This window comes from Sulfurimonas sp., assembly GCF_047622445.1.
Classification (GTDB): domain Bacteria; phylum Campylobacterota; class Campylobacteria; order Campylobacterales; family Sulfurimonadaceae; genus Sulfurimonas.
Genome location: NZ_JBLHOE010000017.1, coordinates 1 through 18,303, shown reverse-complemented (window position 1 = coordinate 18,303; position 18,303 = coordinate 1). Strand labels below are relative to the sequence as shown.

The window sequence follows — 18,303 nt, the reverse complement described above, 5'->3', positions numbered from 1 at the left end:
AAATGTCGATGTTATAGTTATAATTTAGTTTGAAAAAGGATATATTATGGCTGGAGTTAACTCACTCGGGATTGGTTCAGGGGTACTTACTGCTGATTTACTTGATCAGTTAAGAGAAGCAGATAATGCCGCTATACTAACACCTATAGAAACAAAACTAGAATTATCTACTCAAAAAGATGAAGCATATAAACTTCTAGATGGTTTTATGACTACCTTTAAACAAAGCTCTGCTGCTTTAGGTGGAGAAAGTATGTATCAAGGTCGTCAAACTAGTGGCAGTGATGACTTTGTCTCAGTAAGTGCACAATCTGGATCCGATTTACAGAATTTTAATATCACAGAAGTTGTCAAAGCAGAAAAAGATGTTTGGAATGCTACCACTACTTTTGAAAGTGTTTCCACAGCAGTCCCTGGTATAGATTCAGGAAAACTGACAGTAGAAGTTGCTGGTCAATCATTTGAGATAGACTATACCTCTGCTACTACGCTTGATGATATTCGAGCAGCTATTAATGATAGCGCTATTGATGCTACGGCAACAAATCTTAAAATTGGGGATAGTGCTTACTCGTTTTCTGTAAGTTCAGATAATCTCAATGAAGCTATTACCTTTACAGACTCACAACAACAAGAACAACTCGATACTGTGAAACTTATAGGTAATGCATCTTCGGGGGATACTTATAAATGGAGCGATGGAGTAAATGAACTTACTATTCCTCTCGTTGCCGGTGAAACTCCTACTCAAACAGGGGTTAGAATTACTGCAGCTATTAACGATAGTACTGATCTTGCTAACCCATTACATGGACTCTACACAGCAACTGCTACATCAGATGGATTTACAATAGCATCTGATGTTGTAGGCACAAAATTTACAGGTTCATCAATCTCATCAGGCGATCAATTATCTATAGAAGCTGTTACATCTACTGGTTTTACTAAACAATTAGATACAGTTACTCTTACCGGAAATGCTGTAGATGGAGACACTTTCACATGGAGTGATGGGACAAATGAATTAACCATTCCTCTTGTAGCTGGTGAAACACCAGCCCAAACAGCTACTACTATAGCTCTAGCTATCCAAGGTGATTCTGCACTCAATGATTTGTACACGGTAACAACTGATGCCGCAGGAAGCTTTACTATGGAGTCTAAAATATTTGGTTTAGATTTCACAAGTACTGTTACGTCAACTGGTTCACAAACATCTGCAACTGAAGTTAGTACCCAAGCACATTCAAGTCTTGCCCACCAATTAGATCTTAACAATATCCAAACAGCTAAAGAAGCAAGTTTTAAAATGAATGGTATTTCTATCACAAGGTCAACAAATACAATTGACGACCTTGTAAATGGTGTAACAATCACACTAAATAAAAGTCATGGAGCAACGGATACTTCCTCTCTTAATGTAACACAAAATGACACTACGATTAAAACAGAGATGGAACTTTTTGTTACTAACTTTAATACACTCACGTCCAACCTCAAAGATATGACAGTCTATAATCAAACAACAGGTGTCGCAGGTATTTTTAATTCTGAGAGTTTTATCAAGTCTATCGCGAGTGATATTACAAATATCATAAACAAAACAGACACTTCTGGTAACTCACTTTTTGATTATGGAGTAAGTATAGATAAAACTGGTGTTATGACATTTGACAACTCAACATTTAGTAGTAAGCTAGCAGCAGATCCATCAGCTTTAGAATTACTCTTTAGAGGGAAATCTGCAGTTGATGCAACTGAAACTACTAGTGCATCATCTGAAGTTATCGGTATTTTTCAAGCACTAGATAAAAAAATGCTTACATACACTGGAAGTAACAAACTTTTAGCAAACTTCAATACGCAACTCGGTGATACAAAAACAAACTTAATTTCTGAGTACGACAAACAAAAAGCGTCTCTTGATGTACGTTATGAAACTTTAACTAAAAAATTTAGTGCTTATGATTCACTCATAAACAAACTAAACAACCAGTTTGCATCTTTGAAACTTCTTATTGATGCTGAGAGTTCGGATAATTAATTTTTACTTATCTCATCCAAAATCTTTAGCCAAAAATTGTTTTTTAATTTAAAGTCTACCTCAAACCCTAGAGATGATTACATCAAATCTAAGGTTTTAAAGAAACACTTCCAAGTTCTCCTTTTTCAAATAAAATCCACCTACTGTTTACCTAGATACACTTACTTCACTATAATTGGTACTATATTTGCTTTTATATCAATAATATAAAGGAATAAAATGTTAAATAACAAAACTATTTTAATTACTGGCGGAACAGGTAGTTTTGGTAAGCAATTTGTTCGAACAATTCTGCAAAGGTACAAGCCCACAAAAATTATTATCTATTCTCGAGATGAATTAAAACAATACGAAATGGCTCAAAAATTTACCGATTCATGTATGCGATATTTCATAGGAGATATTCGAGACTTGCCAAGATTACAAAAGGCAATGAGAGGAGTTGACTTTGTCGTTCATGCAGCTGCTCTAAAACATGTTCCAATAGCGGAATATAATCCCATGGAGTGTATCAAAACAAATGTTATGGGAGCACAAAATGTCATTGATACTTGTATAGAAAACAATGTAAAAAACACTATCGCTCTCTCAACTGATAAAGCAGCTGCTCCTGCAAATCTTTACGGTGCTTCTAAACTTGTTTCAGATAAACTTTTTGTAGCGGCTAACAACCTGACTGGAAATCATGAAATAAAATTTTCTGTTGTAAGGTATGGTAATGTATTGGGTTCTCGGGGTTCTGTTATACCTTACTTCAAAAAATTAATTGAAAATGGTGCAACTTCTCTTCCAATTACCGAACCAAATATGACAAGATTTTGGATAACTCTTCAAGATGGAGTGGAGTTTGTTTTAAAAAACTTTGAGCGTATGCAAGGTGGTGAAATATTTGTCCCAAAAATACCTTCAATGAAAATGACAGAGATGGCTAAAGCTATCGCACCCCACCTAGAACAAGAAGTGATAGGAATCCGTCCTGGCGAAAAACTACATGAAGTGATGTGTCCAGTGGATGATTCTCACATTACTATAGACTTTAAAGATCATTATGTCATAAAACCAAGTATCAATTTCTCTTCACCAATTAACTATATGAAAAATAAGATTGGGGAAGTTGGTACAAATGTAAAAGTGGGGTTTGAGTACAACTCTAAAGATAATGACATTTGGCTTTCACCTAAAGAGCTTTTACATAAAATAGAGCAAAGTAAACTAGAAGAGCAATAGATGGAAATCATAAGCTACTCAACGCAATGTATAGAACAAGATGATATAGATGGTGTTATCGATATATTAAAAGGTAAATATTTAACACAGGGGAAGAAAGTAGAAGAGTTTGAAATAGTATTATCTAAGTACACCGGTGCTAAACACGCCATCACATTCAATTCTGCAACAACAGCTCTTTTTTCTGCCTACACAGTATCTGGCATCTCTCAAGACGATGAGATTATCACTACCCCAATTAGTTTTGTAGCAACTTCAAATATGTTTGTAACACTTGGAGCGAAACCTGTATGGTGTGATATAAAGATGGATGGAAACATAGATGAAGAGAAAATAGAAGAACTCATTTCACCAAAAACTAAAGCCATCGTTACAGTAGACTTTGCAGGTAAACCTGTTAACATGCAAAAAATCCAGAAGATAGCAAAAAAGTATGATTTATTACTTATTGATGATGCATCCCATGCCTTAGGTTCGAGTATAAACAATACGAAGATCGGTTCTATGGCTGATATGACTATCTTTAGCTTTCATGCCATAAAGCCTATTACAACAAGTGAAGGTGGAGCGATTTTAACAGACAATGACGATTATGCAAAAGAATTAAAGCGCATCCGATCACATGGAATAACTAAAAAAGAACTCTGGGATTCTGACATGTCAAGTATGGGCTATAATTTTAGAATGACAGAAGTCGCTGGTTCCCTTGGTGTTACGCAGATGAAGAAGCTCGATAGTTTTATACAAAAAAGAGAGGCTATCTCTACTTATTATTATGAGAGATTTAAAGATACGAAAGCATTTTCCACCATCGAACTAGATAAAAATACAATAAGCTCAAGACACCTCTTTCCAATACTTTTAGATAAAAGTCTTTACCCGCATAAAGAAGAAATATTTCAAAGTATGCAGAAAAATAAAATAAATGTCCAAGTTCATTACAAACCCATATATAAAAATAGTTTTTATATAGAAAAATTTGGGAAAGTTTCACTTCCTCGTACAGAAGATTTTTTTACCTCTGAGATATCTATCCCATGTCATCAAAAAATGAGCATAGAAGATGCCAAATATGTAGCAGACACACTGCTAAAGATACTAAACAAGTATTCAAGACAATGAAAGCTGTAGCGATTATCCCTGCTCGTGGAGGTAGCAAAAGAATCCCTCGAAAAAACATCAAAGATTTTTTTGGAAAACCACTTATCGCTTATTCTATTCAAACTGCCTTAGAATCCAACTTATTTGAAAAAGTCATAGTATCTACAGATGATAATGAAATCGCAGATATTGCGAGAGAATATGGAGCAGAAGTACCATTTATAAGACCTCCCGAACTTGCAGATGATTTTACTGTAACGCAAGATGTAATTGAACATACTTTGGCATATCTCAAAAGTAGGGGTCAAGCATATGAGTGTTACTGTACTATTTATGCTACAGCTCCCCTACTTCAATCAAAATACCTCCTCGAAGGTTACAAAAAATTAAAAGAGACTGATACTATCAATGTCTTTAGTGCTACCTCAATGCCATTTCCAATTCAAAGAACTTTTAAAATCAATGATGATGGTAGATGTGAAATGTTTTATCCGGAGCACTTTGTAACAAGAAGTCAGGACTTAGAAGAAGCGTACCAAGATGCAGGACAGTTTTACTGGAGTAAAATAGGGGAAAAATCAGATGAGATCATGTTTGGAAGAAACAGTATTCCTATTATTTTACCTAGACATTTAGTACAAGATATTGACACAAAAGAAGACTGGCAAAGAGCAGAGTTTATTTATAATTCTTTAAATCAAAAAAAAACAAATATCCTTTTTAGAGCAGACTCATCTTCAAATATTGGTATTGGTCATATTATGAGAGACTTAGTCTTAGCCAAACAATACCCAGATGCTAGTATAACTTTTGCGACTCTCCCATTAAAGGGGAATATTAATAACAAAATTTTAGATGCTGGACATAATGTAGTTCACCTACTCTCAAATAATAAAAAAGAGTTAGTATCCCTTATAAAAGAGTTACAAATTGATTTACTTATAATTGACCATTATGACATAAACTATGAAATAGAAAAATATATCAAAGAAAAAACTGAGGTTAAAATATTTATCCTAGATGACACCTACGAAAAGCATTATTGCGACATACTCTTAAATCATAACATTGGTGCGAATGAGAAAAAATATAAAACCTTAATTCCTAAATCTTGTGAACTTCGATGTGGAGGTAACTATACACTTTTACGCGATGAATTTTATAAAGAAAAATATAGAAAATACAAAAAAAACAATAACATAACAAAAATTTTTATAGCTATGGGTGGTACCGATAGTGCTAACCTAAATGTAAAAATATTAAAAATATTAAAATTATTTGAAAACTTACAAGTAAATCTCATTACTACATCATCTAATAAAAATTTAAAAGATTTAAGAAACTACATAAAAAATAAAAAATGGATAAAACTTCATGTAGATTCCAAATCTATAGCTAAACTCATGAAAAAAAGTAATTTCGCAATTCTCACTCCAAGTGTTAGTGTTAATGAGGCCTATTTTATGAATTTACCTTTTATTGCAATTAAGACTGCTAAGAACCAAGAGTATCTGTGTAAATATCTTAAAAAGAAAAAGTATATGGTAATTGATAAATTCAAAAAGAATAAACTTGCCCAATTTATACAAATGATACTTGTAAGCAAGAATTCAAAAATAGCTCTAATTGAGGGAGTATGAAATCAAATCTATTTATAATAACAGGAACAACACAAGGACTTGGTAATGCTTTATTTAAAAAACTACAAAAAAACAATATGATTATTACTCTTAATAGAAAAGAAATTATATATCCGGACCATAATATTAATCTCTGTATAGATTTATCAAATATTAATTTTACAAAGATATCTGAATTTGAAAAACTCTTAGATACTGCACTAATTCAAAATATTAAAAAAATTGTTTTTATCAATAATGCATTTACTATGGGCACTTTGGCTAGAATAGACAATTTAGAGACTAAAGAAATTTTAAATAGTTTTAACACTAACTTAATATCAAGCTTTCTCCTATTAAAAAGCTTTATCAATAAAACAAAAGAATTACCAATAGATAAAAGAATATTAAATATATCATCTGGAGCAGCGAATAAAGCGATTGATGGATGGTCTGTATATTGCATCAGTAAATCAAGTATGGAGATGTTACTAGAAACAATAAAACTTGAGTACAATGATTTTAAATGCTTGAATGTTGACCCCGGTGTCATGGATACACAAATGCAATCAAAAATCAGAAATTTTAAAGATAGCAGCTATCAAAAATATTTTCTTAAATTATTTAAAAATAAAGAGCTAAAAGACACTTATGAAGTAGCAGAAAATATTATTAGGAGACACCTACAATGACTATCGCAGTATTCTCAGATATTCATGGAAATGTATATTCCTTGGAAAAAGCCCTCAAGATAATGGAATCACTTAATCCAGACAAGTATCTTTTTTTAGGTGATATGGCCGGGTACTATTATTACCAAAATGAATCTATAGAGCTACTCAATAGTCTTCACAACTTAATATCTATCAAAGGAAACCATGATTCATACTTTCTAAATTCTTTTAACAAGGCTGATGCACTTAAAAAATTAGATTTACAATATGGTAAGTCATATTCTATGCTATCAGAATCTATTAATGAAAAAAGCATGAAATTTTTCAATGATTTATTACCATATGAAAAAAATTCTTTATTCGAAGCATATCATGGTTCACCAAATAATTATTTAGAAGAATATATTTATCCAGATACAAATTTTAACTTTGAGTTGAATGTACCTTTTATTTTTTTAGGCCATACACACTATCCAATGTGCAAAAAAATTAATGATACATTTATTATTAATCCAGGTTCAATAGGTCAGCCTAGAGATTTTAATCATGGTTCTTTCACTATTGTTGATTTAAAAGATAAAAAAATTGAAAATATCCGATATGAATATAATATCGGTAAATTAGAAAAAGAAGTTTTGGCATTACAAGATAAAGAATATCTTTATAATGTACTACAAAGGACAAAATGAAACCTATAAATATTTTAATAACCAGTGCAGGTGGGGATATTGGCATTAATGTTATAAATATACTTTCTGAGCAATATAATGAATCATTTCGTATTATTGCTACAGACTTAAAAGAAAAGATTTTTTCTTTTAATAAAATTTGTAAGTTTTATACTATAAGCAAAACTAGTAATCCAAACTACAAAATAGAGGTTTTAAATATTATTAAAGAAAACTGTATTAAAATAATAATTCCTATCTCTGAAGCTGAAATAGTATGGTTTAATAACAATAGAGATATGTTTGATAAGCTTAATATAAAAGTTTTAATAAACAACAAAACTATTATTAACGGTTTCTTTGATAAATTACAGACCTCGCTATATCTTAATAACCTGTCTGTAAATACACCTCAAACATATCTATTAACCGAGTATAATCAAGAAATATCATTTCCTATTATTATTAAAAGTAGATATTCCATTCATTCAAAAAGTATTTATATAATCAATAATATAGAGCAACTACAATATTTAGAAAAAACACTCAAAAATCACGCTCAATATATAGTACAAAAATATATTGGCTCATCCGACGAGGAGTACACAACAGCTGTCTATCGTGACAATAATAAGTTTGAAGTTATTACATTTAAACGACAACTGACTGGAGGAATGACTTCATCCGCGAAAATCTCCAATGAAACACAACTATACAAATATGCAAAAACTATATCTGAACATTTTAATTTACATGGAAGTATCAATATCCAAACTAGAAAAGTAGGAACTGAATTTTATATTTTTGAAATAAATCCAAGAATATCTAGTACAATATATATTCGAAACTATTTTGGTTTTCAAGACCTTTTATGGTGGCTGAACAACTCACTTTCTAATTCCATACAAATGGAACATAAAATATTGGCGTCACATGGAAGTGCTCTCTTAGGATACCAGTATCAATTTTTCAAGGAGGACTTAGATGGAAATAGTACAAAGTGATTATGGTTACTTTAGTATCAAGAATCTACCAACACAAAAAGAATTACAAACGTATTATTCACAGAAATACTATCAAGAAGAGAGTATTCAATATTCACATGAATATACTCATGATGAATTACAATACTTTAAATCTAAAGCAGAAGTAGCTCAACATATATTTGATAATTTATACTTCCAACAAAGTAACAATTTTCTTGATATAGGTACTGGAGAGGGCTTTTTTGCAAAAAATTTTCATGATAACAATTGGGATGTAACAACTTTAGACTATTCAGCATACGGAATAAACTACCATAATCCAGAGTTGCTGCACACTTTAATACAAGGAGATCTCTTTCAATCTATTGAAGGTCTATGTCAAAATCAAGAAAAATATTTTAATTTCATTAATTTATCTAATATTTTGGAACATGTAATTGACCCTATACACCTACTTAAAAAAATAAAATCCTTACTTTCAGATAAATCTTTATTACGGATTTCAGTACCTAATGATTACTCTGCATTTCAAGATTTTTTATTAAGCAAAAACTACACAACCAATACATGGCTATGCCCACCTGAGCATTTACATTATTTTACTTTTAATTCTCTTGCAAAGCTTTTGAAAAGCTTAGGTTATGAAATTATTATGAAAATGGGTGAATTTCCTATTGAACTCTACCTAACAAATAATGCTTCTAATTATGTAAAAGATAAAGAAGTGGGTAAACTTGCTCATACTTCTAGAGTAGAAGTTGATAACTTTTTGTACAATCAAGGAATTGAAAACTATATTAATTACTATAAAGCATGTGCAGAGATTGGTTTAACAAGGCAAGTAGTTATATATGCAAAAGCAATATAGGATAACATAATGAAAATAGGTAACTTTGATTTAAATACAGATGGAACATTTATCATTGCCGAACTTAGTGCAAACCATGGGAAGGAAATTTCTATTGCAAAAGAAACAATTAAGGCGGCAAAAGAAATTGGTGCGAATGCTATAAAATTACAAACTTATACAGCAGAAACTCTAACCTTAAATTGTGAGCATAATGAGTTTATTGTGAAAGGTGGTACTCTCTGGGACAATAGAAAACTTTTTGATTTATATCAAGAAGCACATTTACCCTGGGAATGGCATCAAGAGTTATTTGAATACGCGAGAGAAATTGGTCTTGACATATTCTCTACACCATTTGACAAGACAGCTGTTGATTTTTTAGAACAATTCAATCCATCTGCTTATAAAATTGCTTCATTCGAAATAACAGATTATGAACTCATTAGATATACTGCTTCAAAAATGAAACCTATCATTATTTCAACAGGAATTGCTACAATAGACGAAATACAAGATGCTGTTGAAATTTGTAGAGAAGCAGGAAATCATAACATCATACTACTCAAATGTACTAGTTCTTATCCAGCACCTCTTGAAGATGCAAATCTAAAAACTATACCAAATTTAGCTCAAACATTTGGTGTAATTTCAGGTTTTTCAGATCATACATTGGGTGTTACTGCCCCTACAGTTGCAGTAGCACTGGGAGCAAGAGTAATCGAAAAGCATTTTATGCTAGATAAATCTGTTGGTGGTCCGGATTGCGAATTTTCTCTAAATAAAAATGAATTTGCGCAAATGATTCAAGTTATAAGAGATACAGAAAAACTTTTAGGCAAGGTTAATTATAAGATGACTTCTTCCAAAGAAAAAAGTAGATGTTTTTCAAGAAGTCTTTATACATCTAAAAACATCAAAAAGGGTGAAAAATTCACTGAAGAAAATATTAAAAGTGTACGTCCTGCTAATGGAATGCACCCTAAACATTTAAATACAGTACTGACCAAAAATGCAAAAAACAATATACCAAAACACACACCTTTATCATTTGAGTTAATGGATAGTAAAGAATTATGATCTATTGCAAGAAATGCTTAACTACCGACTTAAGACCAAATGCCTTGTTTTATGATCAAATTTGCATCGCATGTCAATTTTCTGATGTAGAAGCATCAGAAACATTTAATGTAAAATTAAACATTCTAAAAGACAAAATAAAAAAGACTAAACAAAATAAAAAAAGTGATTATGACTGTATTATTGGCGTTAGTGGAGGGAAAGATAGTAGCCGTCAAGCACATTGGGTAAGGGATCGATTAGGCCTTCGACCTTTATTGGTATGTGGAGCATACCCGCCTAGACAAATGTCCCAGGTAGGCGCAAATAATTTATCTAATCTTATTAAAATGGGATTTGATCTCATTGTTGCAACACCTGCTCCACAAAGTGCATCACATTTATCATTAGAATCGTTTATTAAATTTGGTAATATTGCAAAATCAACTGAAATGTCACTGTTTTCTACTGTTCCACGTTTGGCAATTGAACTTGGTATTAATACTATATTTTGGGGTGAAAACCCAGCTCTTCAGGTAGGGGATTCTGCTGTTGAAGGAAATGACCCTTTTGATGGAAATAGTTTAAGAAATCTCAATACACTTACTGATGGAGGTAATTCTTGGATTCATGATTGTTTAGCTAAAAAACACCTTCAGGATCATTATATATATCCAGAAAAATTAGAATTTGATAAAAAGCATATTAATATCTTTTATCTTGGTCCTGCTTGGGATGATTGGAGTAATGATAATAATGCTTTATATGCAGCATTACAAGGTCTTGAGCTTAGACCAGGAGAAGAATCTATTACCGGGGATATATCAAATGCTTCAATGCTTGATGAACAATTTATTCATATTAACTTTATGCTTAAATATTATAAGTATGGTTTTGGACTAGCCACAGATTTTATCAATCAAAGAATTAGAGCACAAATAATATCAAGAGATGAAGGTATAAAAATAGTGGAACAATTTGATGGTGTTTGTTCTGAAGAAATTATTAAAGACTATTGTATGTATGTTGGTATAACATCTATTGACTTTTGGAATATTGCAAATAAATGGACAAATAAAAAGCTTTTTAATATTCAAAAAGGCAAGAGACCAATAAAAAAATTTAAAGTAGGTACTGATTATGCTTGTTGACATTATCGATATAGGGAGTGGTAATATTAAATCTATTCAAAATTTAATTGAGCACTTAAACGTACAAACAAATATAGTCAGAAAAACATCTGATCTTAAATCAAACCTTATAATATTACCCGGTGTTGGATCAGCAGGTTCATATATGAAAAGATTAAAAGAAAAAGAATTTGACAAAGCAATACTCCATCATATAAATAATAACGGTAGATTATTAGGTATATGTCTTGGTTTTCAAATATTAGGTCATTATTCAGAAGAAGACAATGGAGTAGAGGGATTAGGTATCTTAAATTCTCATACAAAAAAACTACTTAACTCAACACATAATGGCTGGGAAAACTTTGACTTTAAAACAAATGAGATGAAAAATCAATCTTTTAATAGCCAATTAAAACTCACAAGAAAAAAAAATATTCGAGGGAGAGTCTTTTATAACCATGAATATGCTGTTGTTAATCATGAAGAAAAAGCATACACGAAAACTATATCTGATCAATATAATCAGTATAGTTCTATAACAATAAAAGAAAACATAATCGGTTTGCAGTTTCATCCGGAAAAAAGTCAACAAACTGGATTAAACCTTATCTCTATGATTTTATAAGGAGTAGTATGAGAATTGGATCAAGTATAATCTTATTAAATGGTTATTGTTATCAATCCTATAATTGGAGATATTTAAGACCATTAGGCAAATTACAAAATGCTATAGATTTTTTAGAGGCCTACGAGTGCGATGAAATAACTATTATTAGACCAATTAGAGATATAGACACGATAGAATCTTTTCAAAAAGATATTGATGAGATTTCAAAACTAAAGTGTATGACTCCCTTAAGCTTTGGCGGAGGTCTGAGAGATATTAAACATATTGATATGTTACATAATTTACCCATTGAGCGTTTAGTTTTTTCTTCTGCATTTATCCATACTAACATTGATATTATTCATTATGCAACCAATTTGTATGGACACCAAGCAATTCAGTGCATGCTACCATTTACACTTAAAAACAATACTGTACAAATTTTTTCATCGAGTTTAAATAAATTTATACCTTATGACTCTATCAATGTTGAATTTATTCAAGAATATGCAAATGAAATTATTTTATTAGATATACAAAACGAAGGCTTATCTAATAAGTTTACCGATAGAATACTAAAAAAAATTAAAATTAAAAATTCAAAACTTATTATTTCTGGAGGAGTAGGCAAAGAAACTATAGGCCTATGTGAAAAACAAAATATAGCATCAATACTTATTGATAACAAAGTGCTCCATGAAGAATATTCAATCAAAGGCTATCGTCATGTATAAACAATGTAGTAAATGTTTATATGATACAAATCATCCTTTCGGATTATCAATATATCATAACGAATGTTCTGGCTGTTCAACTCATTTAGAAAAATATTCTATAAATTGGAATCAAAAAGAAGAAGAACTTCGAAGTATCGTAAAGGAAGTTAAAAAGAAAAGTCGAACTTATGATTGTATTGTCCCTGTTATTGGGGATGCAGAAGATTATTATGTTTTGTTAAAAACTATAGAACTTGGCTTAAATCCTTTAGTGATCTGCGTTAATGATTATTTTAAAAATGATATTGGTTGGCATAATCTTCATCAACTTATTACCTATTTTGATGTTGACTCTATTGTTTTTAATCCTGACATAAGAGTATATAAAGATTTAGTGAGAACTTCACTTCGAAAATACGAGCATATACTATTGCCTTTCTTAACGCTACATACATCATTTCCAATTCATATTGCTAAAGATAGAAAGATTCCCTTAATTATATGGGGGCAGCATCAAGCGATAGAACAAGTTGGCAAATTTTCACATCATGATAAAGTTCAGATGAGTGCTTGGAGTCGTAAAGAACATGACTTGTTTGGAATAGATACCAATACATTAATTGGAAATGGTGCTCAAGTTCAAGAGAGAGACCTTAACTATTATCAATATCCATCTATTTCAAAACTAGAAAGTAGTGGCATAAAAGGAATTTATTTAAGTAACTATATGAAATGGGATCCCTTAAAACAAAATACTCAAATGATAAAATTTGGATTTATGCCTCAACACAATACATCAAGTTTTGATATATATGAGAGAGCTGGTAGTTCTGTTTATTATCAATTTCATGACTTGCTAAAATATAAAAGAGTGGGCTATCGTAAAATAAGAGATCATTTAGTCAGAGAAATAAGACATGGAAGAATTACTAAAATAGAAGCTCAGCAACTAGAAATCCAATATAATAATTCTCAAGTAGATGTCCATCAATTTTTTCATTGGTTAGACATGAGTAAGAGCGGTATAGAATGGTTTATTTTACATAAGCTTCAAGGTTTTGAGAACCTATTGGGAGATCATCAAATGACAAATATTGAACTTCCAAAAAAATTAGATTCATTATGTAAAGGCGGGAAGAATCAAAAAAATGATTTTATTATATTTGGGAAAGGTATATAATGAATATAGAAAAAAACTTAAACACACCAAAGGAGTTATATATGTTTAAAGAAAATGATATTAGACCATTTAATTTTAAAGAAAAACATGAAAAAATGTTTCAACAAGACTTAGCATATTTAATAGAGAAAAAAAATAATTTTATTGATGTTGATTGTCCTGTTTGTTCTACAAAGAACACTCATATTAAATTTATAAAGCATAGCTTTTCATATCTAGAATGTATGTATTGTAGTATGTTATATATTTCCCCTAGACCAACATTCGATATTTTAAAAGACTTTTACAGTAGTTCAGTAAACTATAAGTTTTTTAATGATTATATTTTTCCTGCCTCAAAAGAAATTCGTAGAGAAAAGATATTTATCCCGAGAGTCAATCAAGTATTAAAAGCTTGTAAAGAAAAAAATATCGCAACAACCAATATACTAGAGATAGGAGCAGGCTACGGCTTGTTCCTTGAAGAAATGAGTAAAAGAGATATTTTTAAAAAAATTGTTGGTATAGAAGCTTCTGACTCTTTACATAAACGTTCAATAGAAATGGGCTTTGATGTTTATAATGGTATTTTTGAAGAACTAGATATTAATGATACTTTCGATGTAATAGTCTCTTTTGAAGTTATTGAGCATATATTTGATCCAAAAAGTGTTTTAAAAAAAATATTTCATCTCCTAGATAAAAACGGTATGCTTGTAATGACTTTCCCTAACTATAATGGATTTGATATTAGCACCCTTATGGATGCATCTGACTCAGTAGAAATGGAACATCTTAATTATTTTAATGAAAAATCTATCAAAATTTTACTCGAAGAGATAGGATTTCAAGATATTTCTATCTCGACTCCAGGGGTAATGGATGTTGATTTGGTACGAAACAAAATTTTAGAAAATAAATATGAAGCAAACTCTTTTCTTAAGGATCTATGCGTAGAACGATATGATGAACTTGGGACTAAATTTCAAGAGTTTTTAATTGCCAATAACTTATCTTCGAATATGATGATTATTGCAATAAAATAATTATTTATTTGGAATAATATTTGCTATCTCTTTAAAAATAGAGGATGTAACATGAAACAATTTGAAACAGAGCAAGAAAATTTTTGGTCAGGAGATTTTGGGACAGACTATATCCAACGAAATCAAGGTAATACTTTAATAGCTTCAAATATTATGATGCTATCAAAAACCATTCAAAAAACTTCAAAAATTAAAAGTGTAATTGAATTTGGTTCAAATATCGGATTAAATATTAAAGCGCTAGAACAGTTACTTCCTAGTGCAAGTCTATCCGCTGTCGAAATAAACAAAGACGCGGCTTTAATTGTAAAGAGCACTACTTCAGCTAATGTATACAACACTTCTCTCTTTGACTTTAAAGTTGATTTTCAAAGGGATCTTTCATTTACCAAAGGAGTTCTAATACATATTAACCCTGATTTACTTCCTTTAGCATATGATAAACTCTATAACGCAAGTTCTAAATACATATTAATGGTAGAATATTATGATCCTAACCCTGTACAAGTAGTGTATAGGGGACATCAAAAAAAACTTTTCAAACGTGATTTCCCTGGTGAATTCATGTCTCGTTTCCCTGATGTAGAATTAATTGATTATGGATTTTTTTATCATAAGGATCCTCATGCTGACCGAGATGACTCAAACTGGTTTTTAATGGAAAAGAAAAATTAAATATGAATGAAATAAATCATCAAGCTATTACAACTTATCAAAATAATTTACAATATTTCCAAAAGAATCATCCTCAACTATATCAAAGATTAAATGCTCTAGAGAATAACATCGCAAATAATATCTACCAAGAGCAATACTCACTAGAGTATAAAGATGGCTATTTTGATGCCCGAAATCTCATTACCAATGAATGGCTCTATGGTATGAATAGCATAGATTACAGTGAAAGTATAACAGATGCATTAACACTAAGTAAGCAAGGTTCTATTTTCGAGGGACAAAGATTCATAGGCTATCATCCACAAATGCTAGCAGAACTTGATGAGATGCCATTAGAGTTTAAAAATGGTTACTGGGGAGCAATAAAACCCATTTATTACAATTTTGAGTATGCTAATAAAGAAACAACAAGATTAAAAGAAATAAATAAAGTTTTATTTTTAGATGTACGACTAGGGCTTCATCTGTCTTCAATTATTCAAAAGTTCCACTCTAGATATATCTTTGTGTATGAAAAAGGTTTAGAGGTATTTAGATTATCACTTTTTACAACGTCCTATTCTGAAATGGCAAAATCTTGCAAGTTCTACTTTAGCATTGAAGATAATGAATCAGAATCAAAAGAAAATTTTTTGCCTTTCATACAAGAAAACAACCAATTTAATCTATATATTAAACATATAACCTTAACACAAGACTACTTTGAAGATTTACAAAAATTACAACTCCATATATTTTCTCAAGACTATATGCAATACTCATACGCAACCCTACTTTTAAATTATATTGACAGTCCCTATTATTTACAACAATCTTATTCCTATCTTAATGTTTCTCACAAATACCTTAACTCTATATTTTCTAAAAAGCCTGTACTATTACTCTTCTCTGGACCATCAACATTAAAAAATATAGAATTTATAAAAAAGGAAAAAGATAAGTTTATTATCGTATCTCCTCTCTCTGCTTGTAAACTTTTGCACAAATTCTCAATCACACCAGATATTGTTATGCACATTGATCCACAGGATGAGCAATCACTACTCTTAACATATGGAATCGAAAAAGAGTTTTTTAAAAAGAGTTTGTTTCTCTTCTCCTCAACTGTACATAAACATGTAACTCAATATTTTACAAAAGAAAATACTTTTATTATACCAAATATGCAAGGATTTAAAAAAGACTTCTATGCCTTAACAGCGAATAGTGTTGGAGAGTATACATATGCTCTAATGCTCCTCTTTGATGTTAAAAAATTATATCTTCTAGGTATAGATATGGCACTTGACGCTCAAACACTTCAAACACATAATGAATATCATCATGCCTCTAAAGTTGGAAAGAATGACACAAATATTATCACTCAAAAAATAAGTTATGTTCCAGGAAACTTTAGACCTCTTGCCCCAACGACGAGTGAATTCACAGGTTCTCTGGAACACTTTAAAGTATTTTCATCTGTACTTAAAGATGTATCTCAAGAAGCTTTTAACCTTAGTGACGGAGCAAAACTAAATGGATGTGAACCTTTACATGCAGAAGAACTAGATACAACTTCTTTTGAAATATTAGATAAGTCTGATCTGCATAATATTTTGAAAGATTTTTTCTATTCTATAGGGTCAAATGAATTTAGAGAAGTTGATAAAGACTTAATTAGATATCAAATAAATCGAGCTAGTCACTTACTTAAGATCGTTAAAAAATATAAAGGTAAAACTTATAATAATTCCGAAGAGTATCTCGCTAACTTACTTAAATTATCTTCAAAACTGACAGAAGCGAATGAGGGAGATCAATTACTTTCCAAGATTTATCGTTATTATCTTCAAATGATTCCAAGTTATATTTTTGATATTTTTAATACGCAAGAGTTAATAGATGAAACTAAACATATAAAGAATATAGATACTATCTTACTCAAAGAACTTCAACGTATAGGAAATCTTTTTATTGATAGACTAAAAAAATATCTCGAGTAATTTTGAGGAAATAAAAAAAGCCAAAGACCTAAAGGTCTTTGGCTTGGAAAATGTAAAAGTTAAGAGCTATTACTATTGTAATAATCTCATCACGTTTTGTTGTACAGCGTTTGCTTGACTCATTGCATAAGATCCAGACTGAGCTAGGATATTAAATTTAGAGAAGTTTGCGCTTTCTGCTGCGAAGTCTACATCACGGATGTTAGACTCAGCTGCTTTTACATTTACTTGAGTAACAGAAATGTTGTTAATAGTTGAAACAACTTGATTTTGAGTAGAACCTAGTTCTGAACGAATAGAATCAAGATTACCAATAGCTGCACTAACAGTATCGATTGCTTTCATGGCACCTTCAAGCGTTGTTACATCAATATCAGAAAGATTACTAAAGTTAGTGTTACTTAAACCTACTGTTCCAGAGTTTTCAGTATTTACAGCAAGTTTAGAACCTGCTTTTAAAGTACTCTCTGCTTTTAACATCATATCTGTTGAAAGTGTTGTATCAGTACTTGTAAGTAAATCACTACTTAATACATCCCCTGCTTGAAGATCTACTGTTGTAATTGCAGCATTTGCACCATAACCGTCAGTAACTGTTGGAGCTGAAACATTCACTAATGTATTCGCAGCAGTCGCACTAACTACAGTTGCTGATAAATCCGCTTTATCTCCACCTGTTGTTGCAGTAAATGCTATTTCTGTAGTACTCGCTGATGTTGCAGTATAGTTACCCGTTGCTGCACCTGTCATTGCTAAT

17 protein-coding genes and 1 pseudogene are annotated in these 18,303 nt (G+C 30.9%); 17 read left to right on the top strand and 1 reads right to left on the bottom strand.

Annotated features, from left to right (window positions below; genetic code table 11):
• Window positions 1–46: 46 nt before the first annotated feature.
• From fliD to ACI9TV_RS05515, 17 genes and pseudogenes are all read left to right on the top strand, one after another.
• Entirely contained in the window at window positions 47–2,044 is a 1,998-nt protein-coding gene (gene fliD, locus ACI9TV_RS05595) for a flagellar filament capping protein FliD (RefSeq protein WP_415249780.1), read from the top strand.
• 219 nt (window positions 2,045–2,263) lie between these two features.
• A complete protein-coding gene (pseB, locus tag ACI9TV_RS05590) occupies window positions 2,264–3,271 on the top strand; it encodes a UDP-N-acetylglucosamine 4,6-dehydratase (inverting) (RefSeq protein ID WP_415249779.1) in 1,008 nt (335 codons plus the stop codon).
• Between the two features lie 6 nt (window positions 3,272–3,277).
• Window positions 3,278–4,393 carry a UDP-4-amino-4,6-dideoxy-N-acetyl-beta-L-altrosamine transaminase gene (gene pseC / locus ACI9TV_RS05585; protein ID WP_415249813.1) on the top strand — a complete coding sequence of 372 codons (1,116 nt, stop codon included), beginning with the start codon at window positions 3,278–3,280 and terminating at the stop codon, window positions 4,391–4,393.
• Window positions 4,390–5,079 (top strand): annotated as a pseudogene (gene pseF, locus ACI9TV_RS05580) (pseudaminic acid cytidylyltransferase); the annotation flags it as partial. The gene pseC and the pseudogene pseF, both read left to right, overlap by 4 nt.
• Window positions 5,053–6,012, top strand: coding sequence for a UDP-2,4-diacetamido-2,4,6-trideoxy-beta-L-altropyranose hydrolase (gene pseG / locus ACI9TV_RS05575; protein ID WP_415249812.1), 960 nt, complete (start codon window positions 5,053–5,055; stop codon window positions 6,010–6,012). The pseudogene pseF and the gene pseG, both read left to right, overlap by 27 nt.
• The gene (locus ACI9TV_RS05570; protein WP_415249778.1) at window positions 6,009–6,683 is read left to right on the top strand and encodes an SDR family NAD(P)-dependent oxidoreductase; all 675 of its coding nucleotides are present in this window, start codon (window positions 6,009–6,011) and stop codon (window positions 6,681–6,683) included. Before pseG ends, ACI9TV_RS05570 begins: the two co-directional genes overlap by 4 nt.
• A complete protein-coding gene (locus ACI9TV_RS05565; protein WP_415249777.1) occupies window positions 6,680–7,354 on the top strand; it encodes a metallophosphoesterase family protein in 675 nt (224 codons plus the stop codon). The genes ACI9TV_RS05570 and ACI9TV_RS05565 overlap by 4 nt, the downstream gene beginning before the upstream one ends.
• On the top strand, window positions 7,351–8,337 hold the full coding sequence (locus ACI9TV_RS05560; RefSeq protein WP_415249776.1) for an ATP-grasp domain-containing protein: 987 nt from the start codon (window positions 7,351–7,353) through the stop codon (window positions 8,335–8,337). The genes ACI9TV_RS05565 and ACI9TV_RS05560 overlap by 4 nt, the downstream gene beginning before the upstream one ends.
• Window positions 8,318–9,187, top strand: a complete 870-nt coding sequence (locus ACI9TV_RS05555) for a class I SAM-dependent methyltransferase (protein WP_415249775.1) — start codon at window positions 8,318–8,320, stop codon at window positions 9,185–9,187. Before ACI9TV_RS05560 ends, ACI9TV_RS05555 begins: the two co-directional genes overlap by 20 nt.
• Window positions 9,188–9,196: 9 nt before the next feature.
• Complete coding sequence (pseI, locus tag ACI9TV_RS05550; protein WP_415249774.1) at window positions 9,197–10,246, top strand: pseudaminic acid synthase; 1,050 nt, start codon at window positions 9,197–9,199, stop codon at window positions 10,244–10,246.
• Window positions 10,243–11,376, top strand: a complete 1,134-nt coding sequence (locus tag ACI9TV_RS05545; protein ID WP_415249773.1) for an N-acetyl sugar amidotransferase — start codon at window positions 10,243–10,245, stop codon at window positions 11,374–11,376. The genes pseI and ACI9TV_RS05545 overlap by 4 nt, the downstream gene beginning before the upstream one ends.
• The gene (gene hisH, locus ACI9TV_RS05540) at window positions 11,366–11,983 is read left to right on the top strand and encodes an imidazole glycerol phosphate synthase subunit HisH (protein WP_415249772.1); all 618 of its coding nucleotides are present in this window, start codon (window positions 11,366–11,368) and stop codon (window positions 11,981–11,983) included. The genes ACI9TV_RS05545 and hisH overlap by 11 nt, the downstream gene beginning before the upstream one ends.
• An 8-nt stretch (window positions 11,984–11,991) precedes the next feature.
• Complete coding sequence (locus ACI9TV_RS05535) at window positions 11,992–12,699, top strand: HisA/HisF-related TIM barrel protein (protein WP_415249771.1); 708 nt, start codon at window positions 11,992–11,994, stop codon at window positions 12,697–12,699.
• Window positions 12,692–13,861 (top strand): N-acetyl sugar amidotransferase, encoded by a 1,170-nt coding sequence (locus ACI9TV_RS05530; RefSeq protein WP_415249770.1) that lies wholly within the window; start codon window positions 12,692–12,694, stop codon window positions 13,859–13,861. The genes ACI9TV_RS05535 and ACI9TV_RS05530 overlap by 8 nt, the downstream gene beginning before the upstream one ends.
• 41 nt (window positions 13,862–13,902) lie before the next feature.
• Window positions 13,903–14,886: a class I SAM-dependent methyltransferase gene (locus ACI9TV_RS05525; RefSeq protein ID WP_415249769.1), complete on the top strand. Its 984-nt coding sequence runs from the start codon at window positions 13,903–13,905 to the stop codon at window positions 14,884–14,886.
• A 51-nt stretch (window positions 14,887–14,937) separates the two neighbouring features.
• On the top strand, window positions 14,938–15,561 hold the full coding sequence (locus ACI9TV_RS05520; RefSeq protein WP_415249768.1) for a pseudaminic acid biosynthesis-associated methylase: 624 nt from the start codon (window positions 14,938–14,940) through the stop codon (window positions 15,559–15,561).
• A 2-nt stretch (window positions 15,562–15,563) separates the two neighbouring features.
• Entirely contained in the window at window positions 15,564–17,546 is a 1,983-nt protein-coding gene (locus tag ACI9TV_RS05515) for a 6-hydroxymethylpterin diphosphokinase MptE-like protein (RefSeq protein WP_415249767.1), read from the top strand.
• 72 nt (window positions 17,547–17,618) lie between these two features.
• Here the strand turns inward: ACI9TV_RS05515 and ACI9TV_RS05510 are convergent.
• Window positions 17,619–18,303, bottom strand: a 685-nt coding sequence (locus tag ACI9TV_RS05510) for a flagellin (protein ID WP_415249766.1), incomplete at its 5' end; no start/stop codon positions are given.

Coding starts and splice junctions, on each gene's coding strand:
- ACI9TV_RS05535 (WP_415249771.1), top strand. CDS start 11,992: ATGAGAATTGGATCAAGTATAATCTTATTAAATGGTTATTGTTATCAA.
- hisH (WP_415249772.1), top strand. CDS start 11,366: ATGCTTGTTGACATTATCGATATAGGGAGTGGTAATATTAAATCTATT.
- pseB (WP_415249779.1), top strand. CDS start 2,264: ATGTTAAATAACAAAACTATTTTAATTACTGGCGGAACAGGTAGTTTT.
- ACI9TV_RS05545 (WP_415249773.1), top strand. CDS start 10,243: ATGATCTATTGCAAGAAATGCTTAACTACCGACTTAAGACCAAATGCC.
- ACI9TV_RS05530 (WP_415249770.1), top strand. CDS start 12,692: ATGTATAAACAATGTAGTAAATGTTTATATGATACAAATCATCCTTTC.
- ACI9TV_RS05520 (WP_415249768.1), top strand. CDS start 14,938: ATGAAACAATTTGAAACAGAGCAAGAAAATTTTTGGTCAGGAGATTTT.
- pseI (WP_415249774.1), top strand. CDS start 9,197: ATGAAAATAGGTAACTTTGATTTAAATACAGATGGAACATTTATCATT.
- ACI9TV_RS05555 (WP_415249775.1), top strand. CDS start 8,318: ATGGAAATAGTACAAAGTGATTATGGTTACTTTAGTATCAAGAATCTA.
- ACI9TV_RS05570 (WP_415249778.1), top strand. CDS start 6,009: ATGAAATCAAATCTATTTATAATAACAGGAACAACACAAGGACTTGGT.
- ACI9TV_RS05525 (WP_415249769.1), top strand. CDS start 13,903: ATGTTTAAAGAAAATGATATTAGACCATTTAATTTTAAAGAAAAACAT.
- ACI9TV_RS05515 (WP_415249767.1), top strand. CDS start 15,564: ATGAATGAAATAAATCATCAAGCTATTACAACTTATCAAAATAATTTA.
- fliD (WP_415249780.1), top strand. CDS start 47: ATGGCTGGAGTTAACTCACTCGGGATTGGTTCAGGGGTACTTACTGCT.
- ACI9TV_RS05565 (WP_415249777.1), top strand. CDS start 6,680: ATGACTATCGCAGTATTCTCAGATATTCATGGAAATGTATATTCCTTG.
- ACI9TV_RS05560 (WP_415249776.1), top strand. CDS start 7,351: ATGAAACCTATAAATATTTTAATAACCAGTGCAGGTGGGGATATTGGC.